5 protein-coding genes are annotated in these 7,754 nt (G+C 68.0%); 3 read left to right on the forward strand and 2 right to left on the reverse strand.

Features of this window, described 5'->3' with window-relative positions:
* Positions 1–12: 12 nt before the first annotated feature.
* Together DL991_RS40700 and DL991_RS40705 are read right to left on the reverse strand one after the other, a co-directional pair.
* On the reverse strand, positions 13–1,056 hold the full coding sequence (locus DL991_RS40700; protein WP_125789669.1) for a hypothetical protein: 1,044 nt from the start codon (positions 1,054–1,056) through the stop codon (positions 13–15).
* A 21-nt stretch (positions 1,057–1,077) separates the two neighbouring features.
* Positions 1,078–1,857, reverse strand: coding sequence for a WXG100 family type VII secretion target (locus tag DL991_RS40705; protein ID WP_125789670.1), 780 nt, complete (start codon positions 1,855–1,857; stop codon positions 1,078–1,080).
* Between the two features lie 156 nt (positions 1,858–2,013).
* Here DL991_RS40705 and eccCa point away from each other — a divergent pair, with 156 nt between their 5' ends.
* The 3 genes from eccCa to DL991_RS40720 all read left to right on the forward strand — a co-directional run.
* A complete protein-coding gene (eccCa, locus tag DL991_RS40710) occupies positions 2,014–5,955 on the forward strand; it encodes a type VII secretion protein EccCa (RefSeq protein ID WP_125789671.1) in 3,942 nt (1,313 codons plus the stop codon).
* Between the two features lie 29 nt (positions 5,956–5,984).
* The gene (locus DL991_RS40715; RefSeq protein ID WP_233599305.1) at positions 5,985–6,806 is read left to right on the forward strand and encodes a serine hydrolase; all 822 of its coding nucleotides are present in this window, start codon (positions 5,985–5,987) and stop codon (positions 6,804–6,806) included.
* A 281-nt stretch (positions 6,807–7,087) separates the two neighbouring features.
* On the forward strand, positions 7,088–7,754 hold a 667-nt coding region (locus DL991_RS40720; protein ID WP_370309427.1), incomplete at its 3' end, for a DUF222 domain-containing protein.

Genomic DNA, 7,754 nt, shown 5'->3' on the forward strand with positions numbered 1-7,754 from the left:
TCCCCCACACGGCTACCTGCCCTTCGCCGGTGAGTCAGCTCCCGCATCGATATCGATGTGCTGCTCGAAGTGCTTGCCGCCGTAGTTCATGTCGATGTCGATATCGATGTCCTGCCCGCCCGGCGCCTGCACGGTGGACTTGCCGGTGCTCAGGTCGGTGGTGATGGTGACCGTGTTCCCAGAGCCCGCGCCCGCCCCCGGGTACGAGCCTCCGGAACCCGCGCCCCCACCGGAGGGTCTGTCCACCGGGATCCAGGCGTCCGCGCCACCCGGCCAGTTGCCCTGGGAACCGTTGCCGCCCAGCGCGGGCGGCCGGTACTGGGTGAACGGCGGCGTCTCGCCCGGCGTCGTGCCACCGCCGGAAGCGCCTCCGCCGGAGCCACCGACGGCGGCCTGTCCCGAACCGCTGGCGACCGAGCCCGGTGCCTGCGGGTTGGTGATCGGGGTGCCCGAGACCGCCGAGTTGCCCGCGGCGCCGTTGTCACCGGCGTCGTTGTGCCCGAACAGCTTCTGGACTTCGCCGATGATGGTGGCGATCTGGGTGATCTGGTTGGCGAGGTCGACCACGCCGAGCGCCTTCAGCAGCGCGCCGATCGCGGTGATGAACGCGCGCAGCGAAGCACTGGTGGCGGTGGAAAGCGCGACAGCGGCGCCGTAGGTCCACGGATTCGACATCAGACCGGCGACCGTCGGGTTCACCGCCGACACCACCGCTTTGTAGGCGGTCTGCGCGGTCTTGATCAGCGTCCCGGCGACGCCGAGCAGTTCGGCGCCCTTCTGCACGACCTGGATGATCTTGGTCAGCGAGTTCAGGGAGTCGGTGATCTTCTTCAGCGCGGAGTCCGACGCGCCGCCGGACCAGATCTTGCCCAGCTGCTCGGCGGCCTTCGTCACCTCGTTGTACATGGTGAGGAACTCGTTGGCCTTCTTGAGCACCTCGAGTACGTGCTTGGCGATCTGCTCCGGCTGCCCGGTGAGGATCTGCGGCAGGATGGTGATCGGCCCGCCCGAGGACGCCGTGGCGTCCATCGCGCTGGAATTCGGATAAGTCAGCATGGTCGCTCCTCAGGCCGGAAGTCAGACGGAAGCCGGGCGGTAGACACTGACCTTCGCCAGGCCGTTGATGTCCGCTTCGACGATTCCGTGGTTGTAGAGCAGCCCGCCCTCTCCGGCGATGGCGATGATCGGCTTGCGATCGGAGAACAGGAGCGGTTCGACCACGACGACGTCACCGCTGTGCACCCCGCCGGGTACGTCGCCGAAGTTGCGCGCCGTACCGGCGTAGACCTCGATGACCCCGACCCGTGCCTGGTTGTCGGCGTCGCCGGCCAGCCAGTCGTTGAAGTCCGAGACGCCGTGGAACCGCGTGTCGGTGATCGGGTGGTCGCCGAGCTGCCCCAGCCGCGCGTCCCCCAGGTAGCGCAGCACGTTGCCGACCGAAGACGGCTCGCCCTCGCCGCCGGCGCTGTCGTTGATGGCCAGCGTCGCCAGTTCGGAGGCGTGCGAATTCCCCCAGATCGACGACGACGCCGATCCGGCGCCGCCGCCGGGACGGCCGCCGTAGCCGCCCGCGACCGCCTCGTCCGCGGCCTGGTAGGCGTCGGCACTGCTCTTGATGAAGCCGTTGATCTGCTGCAGCAGTTGCAGGAGGGTGCGGACCGCGACCACCTGCTGGCTCTGCATGGCCGTGTTGGCCGCGGCCACCGCGCTGCCGAAGGTGGCGAACGACATCGGCTGCAGGACGGTGCGTTCGAGGTCGCCGACGACATTGATGCCCTGCATGATGATGCCGCCGAGGTTCCCGACCGCCGAGCGCATGGCCTCGGGCTCCGCCCGGTACTCGCCCGTGCCGACCATGGCTCTCCTTCTCTCGTTTCCCCCACGTCTGCGACTGTTCGAGCAGCGTAAGTTCGCCACCAGACGCGAGCGGACGGCAAAAGTACCCACCGCGAGGGCGGCACGAGTGGCCAGAATGATCGGCAGGATTACCCACAAGCGGCCAGAAAGACCCTGATGAGCGCCACTCGCGACCGCCTGCCGGCCCTGGGCGAGCAGCCCGGTGAAATCGTCCTGCAGTCCCCGCCGATGCTGCCGAAGGGCTCGTCCGGCGGAGCCATGCAGCTGCTGATGTTCATGCCGATGATGCTGGGCATGGGCGCCATGTCGTTCGTCTACATCGGACGCGACGGCGGGGTGATGACCTACATCTTCGGCGCCTTGTTCCTCACCGCGATGGTGGGCATGGTCGTGATGTCGCTCGGCCGCGGCGGTGCGCAGAAGAAGGCGCAGATCAACGAGGAACGCCGGGACTACCAGCGGTATCTGACCGGCCTTCGCGGCCAGGTGCGGGAGATCGCGGACAACCAGCGTGCGGCGATGGCGGCGTTGCAGCCCGACCCCGCCGATCTGTGGGCGTACATCGAGACGGGGAAGCTGTGGGATCGCCGCCGGTCCGACCCGCAGTTCGGGCAGGTGCGCGTCGGGACGGGCCCGCAGCGGCTCGCGACGCCGTTGAAGGCGCCGCAGACCGTGCCGCTGGAAGACCTCGACCCGGTGTGCTCGACGAACCTCAAGCACTTCATCCGGACCTATTCGACGGTCGACGGACTCCCGGTCGCGGTCTCGCTGCGGTCGTTCGCGCAGGTCAGCCTGTCCGGCCGCCGGCCGGACACGCTCGGGACCGCGCGGGCGCTGCTGACCCAGCTCGCGACCTTCCACTCACCCGGCGACCTGCGGATCGCGCTCTGCGTCAACGACGACCGGCTGCACGACTGGGAATGGGCGAAGTGGCTGCCTCACGTGGCCTCCACCGCCGCCGACGCCGCCGGTCCGCGACGGCTCGTCGACGCCGACTCCGGAAAACTCGCCGACCTCCTCGGCCCCGACCTCGGCGACCGGCCCGCGTTCACCCGGCGGCCGGATTCCCGGCTGGACCTGCCCCAGATCGTCGTCATCGTGGACGGCGGGCACACCCTCGGCGACTCGCGGCTCGTCGCCGAGGAGGGCAGGCTCGGCGTCACCGTGGTGGAGATCGGCACCGAGCAGCCGCGATCCGTGTCGTCGGAACGGCTGCTGAGCCTGCACATGAGCCCGGAGCAGCTCGGGATGGTCGTCGGTGACGGCACGGAGCAGCGGCTCGGTTTCCTCGGCATGCCGGACACCTTGGACCGCGGGGCCGCCGAGGCGCTGGCACGGATGCTGACTCCGCTGTTCCAAGGAGCGGCGGTGGTCAGCGAGGCACCGATGTCGGCGACGTTCGGGCTGGCCGGGCTGCTCGGCATCGGCGACCCGCGCGACACCGACACGGCCGTCACCTGGGCGCCGCGGTCCGCGCGCGACCGGCTGCGGATCCCGCTGGGCGTCAACCCCGATGGCAGGCCGGTCGACCTCGACCTGAAGGAATCGGCCGAAGGCGGGATGGGACCGCACGGGCTGGTCATCGGCGCGACCGGATCCGGCAAGAGCGAGCTTCTGCGGACACTGGTCACCGCGCTCGCCGTCACGCATTCGTCGGAGAAGCTGAACCTCGCGCTGATCGACTTCAAGGGTGGCGCGACCTTCGCCGGGATGACCGGGCTGCCGCACACCTGTGCCGTCATCACCAACCTGTCCGACGATCTCGCGCTGGTCGACCGCATGGCGGACGCGCTGAACGGCGAACTGTTGCGGCGCCAGGAACTCCTGCACGCGGCCGGGAACTACGCGTCGGTGCGGGACTACGAAAAGGCCAGGGAATCCGGTGCCAACCTGCGGCCGTTGCCGTCGCTGCTGGTGATCATCGACGAATTCAGCGAGCTGCTGTCTTCGCGGCCGGAGTTCATCGACCTGTTCGTCGCGATCGGACGGCTGGGGCGGAGTCTCGGGATCCACCTGCTGCTGGCTTCGCAGCGGCTGGAGGAGGGACGGCTTCGCGGGCTGGATTCGCATCTGTCGTACCGGATCGGCCTGCGGACGTTCTCCGCGTCGGAAAGCCGCGCGGTGCTGGGCGTCGCGGACGCCTATCAGCTGCCGCCCGTGCCGGGTTCGGCGTATCTGAAGTCCGACAACGACACCCTCATCCGGCTCAAGGCCGCGTACGTCTCGGGGGAACTGCCGCCGCGCAGCAAGATCGTGCGCAAGGACGGCCAGAGTCTCGGCCTGATGCCGTTCACGCTGGCGCCGGTGGAGATCCCGGTGACCGTCGAGGCCGAGGAGCCGGTCGAAAAGGGCACCGGCGAGACGATCATCGGCGCGATGATCTCGCGGCTCGAAGGCAAAGGCCCGGAGGCACACCAGATCTGGCTTCCGCCGCTGGCCGAACCGCCGACCTTGGACCAGCTGCTGCCGCCGCTCGGCGCGGATCCGGCACGCGGTCTGTGCCCGCTGGGCTGGGGCGGCAACGGCAAGCTGATGATCCCGGTCGCTTTGGTGGACAAGCCCTTCGAACAGCGGCGCGACATGCTGTGGGCAGATTTCTCCGGTGCCGCCGGGCACGCGCTGATCGTCGGGGCACCGCAGAGCGGCAAGAGCACGCTGATGCGTGACATCGCCGCGATGCTCGCGCTCACCCATACTCCGGAAGAGGTCCAGCTGTTCGTGCTGGACATGGGCGGTGGCGCGCTGGCGCCGATCGCCGGGCTGCCCCACGTGTCCGGCTACGCGACCAGGCGCGACGCCCAGCGTTGCCGCCGCGTGGTGGCGGAACTGACGACCCTGCTCGAACAGCGCGAGGAGTTCTTCTCCGCCAATGGGATCGAGTCGATCACGACGTTCCGCCAGCGGCGTTCGGAGTTCCGGGAGAGCACGGAAGGCCGCGAATTCGGCGACGTCTTCCTGTTCGTGGACAACTGGACCACGATCCGCCAGGAATACGAACAGCTGGAGGAACAGATCACCAGCCTGGCGTCGCGCGGGCTCGGCTTCGGCATCCACGTCGTCGTCTCGATCAACCAGTGGATGGGCATGCGGGCGCCCCTGCGCGACGCGATCGGCACCAAATTCGAACTGCGGCTCGGCGAACCCGCGGACTCGCTGATCGACCGCAAGATCGCGCAGAACGTCCCCGCCGACCGGCCGGGGCGCGGGCTGACCGCGGACAAACTGCATTTCCTCGCGGCACTGCCGCGGATCGACTCGGATCAGCGGCCGGATACCGTCGGTGCCGGCGGCCTGGACCTGAACCGCCGGATTTCCGCCGCCTGGAAGGGAAAACCGGCACCGTCCGTACGACTGCTGCCCCCGGAGGTCCCGCTCGACTCGCTCGAGGCCGGGCCACGCAAGCAGGTCACGCTCGGCATCGCGGAATCGAATCTGCGACCGGTGTACCTCGACTTCGCCACCGAACCGCACTTCCTGGCCTTCGGTGACGTGGAATCCGGCAAGAGCTCGCTCCTGCGCGCGATCGCGCAGGGCATCGTGTCGAAGTACTCGGCGGACGAGGCCGCGATCGTCGTCGCCGATTATCGGCGAGGGATGCTGGGTGCGGTGCCGGAGTCGCACCTGCTCGGCTACGCGGGCTCCGAAACCGTGCTGACCGGGCTGATCGAGCAGTGTCAGCAGGCCATGCGAAACCGGCTCCCCGGCGCGGACGTCACGCCGGAACAGCTGCGAAACCGGTCTTGGTGGCGGGGCCCGGAGCTGTTCGTGCTCGTCGACGACTATGAAATGGTCGCCACCGTGGGCCGGAACCCGTTGCTGCCGCTCCTGGAATTCCTGCCGCAGGCACGGGACATCGGGCTCCACCTCGTCATCGCGCGCGGGAGCGGCGGGGCCGGGCGTTCGCTGTTCGAGCCTGTGCTGCAACGGATCCGCGAGCTGGGCTCCCCAGGCTTGGTGATGTCCGGGTCGCGGGACGAAGGGGCGCTGCTCGGAGAGGTCAAACCGGGGCCGCAGCCTGCCGGGCGGGGTGTGCTGGTCTCGCGGCGGCATGGGACGGGGCTGGTTCAGGTGGCCTGGACGAAGCCTGTGGAGGACTAAGGGGTCCGCCTGTCGGGATGGTTGGGCCCATGGCACTGGATCTGTCCGCTGTCCACGCCGCCGCCGCGGCCCAGCGCGAGCGCGTCACGCCGGAAATGGCCTTCAGCATCACCAAAAGCGTCGTTTCGACTGTCGCCGGGATCGCCTTCGACAGGGGGCTGATCTCCGACCCGCACCGGCCCGTGGCCGACACTCTCGACCTGCCGGAGCTGGCCGAGAGCACGATCACCTGGCATCACCTGCTGCAACAGACCAGTGAATGGGACGGTGAGCTCTGGGGCAAACCAGCCTGGCTGGACGGTCGTCGCCGCGGAGGCACGCCGGGTTCACGCTGGGAGCACAACGACGTTCGTGTCAACCTGCTCTGTTTGGCCCTCACCCACCTTTTCGCCCGCCCGCTGCCCACGGTGCTCGACGAGCACGTCCTCGGCCCGCTCGGCGCGTCCAGTACGTGGTCCTGGCACGGCTACCGCGACTCGATGACGACCATCGACGGCGAGACCGTCCCGGTGGTCAGCGGTGGTGCCCACTGGGGAGGCGGACTCCGGATCTCCGCCGGCGACCTCGCCCTGCTCGGCCGGCTTTATCTCCGCAAGGGCAGGCAGCTACTCAGCGAAAGCTGGATCGAGCGCAGCTGGACACCCTGTCCCCACAACGCCGACTACGGCTATCTCTGGTGGCTCAACGGGTTCCTCTCAGCGCCGCCGACCGGCCGGTTCGCCCGCGGCAACGCCGATCAGCATCTGCTCTGGATCGACCCCGATCGTGATCTCGTCATCGTTTCCCGTTGGGGACAACGGGTCGAGGAACTCGTGCGCGCTGTTTCGGATGCCGTTCCTGTGGCGAGGTGACTTCTGCTTAGCTTGAGAGCTAAGACGAACCAAGTCCGGAGCGTCATTTTTCCTTATCTCCCAATATATTTGACGCACTCCATCCCTGAGTCATCAACCAGTGGAATTCGAACTTGTGTTCGAGTATGATCTTGGTCATGACCACATCCTTTGCTTTCAATCCGAAAGCCGCTCGTCTTCTCGATGCCGCTTACGACGAGGAGCTTGTGCTCCGGCGGGCGCAGGGGCGTCAGGTGCGTGCGATAGCCGGGTTCGCCGTGGTGGGTGGTTCGCGAAGATCGGTGACCGAGGAGGTCGCGTTGGCCTTCTCGGTCTCCCGTAATCAGGCGCATCTGCTGGTGGAAACCTCGTGCGCCCTGGTGAGACGGTTGCCGAACACGTTGGCGGCACTGGAAAACGGTGACATCGATCTGTACAAGGCGTCGAAGGTCAGCCAGCTGACCCGTGAGGTCTCCGACGAGATCGCCGCCCAGGTGGACACGTGGATGGCCGGGCGTCTCGCCGAGCGTGACCCGGGAGCGATCCGGAAATCGGTGGATCACGCCGTACAGAAATTCGACCCCGACGGCCACCGGGACCGCGCCGTCAACAAACGCGCGTTACGGCATATCTCGCTGGAACACGAAGACGAAACCATGTCCAAACTGTCGGGCTATCTGCCCGCCGAAGTCGCCAGCTCGATCTACACGTCACTGACCCACGCCGCCCGCACCCGCCGCGCAAACGACAAATCCCGCACCCTGGATCAACACCGGGCCGACCTCTTCGCCGAACGCCTACTGGCCGAAGACGGGCACGGCAAGCCACGCGCGCATGTCCACGTCTATGTCGACCTGCTCACTCTGGCCGGTGCCCGGGAAGATCCCGCGACCCTCGCCGGTTACGGCCCGATCCCCGGCTGGCTCGTCCGCGAAATCGCCGCCGACCCCGGCTCCACCTGGTCCCGGC

Origin of the sequence: Amycolatopsis sp. WAC 01375 (genome assembly GCF_003947325.1) — a bacterium.
Taxonomy (GTDB): Bacteria; Actinomycetota; Actinomycetes; order Mycobacteriales; family Pseudonocardiaceae; genus Amycolatopsis.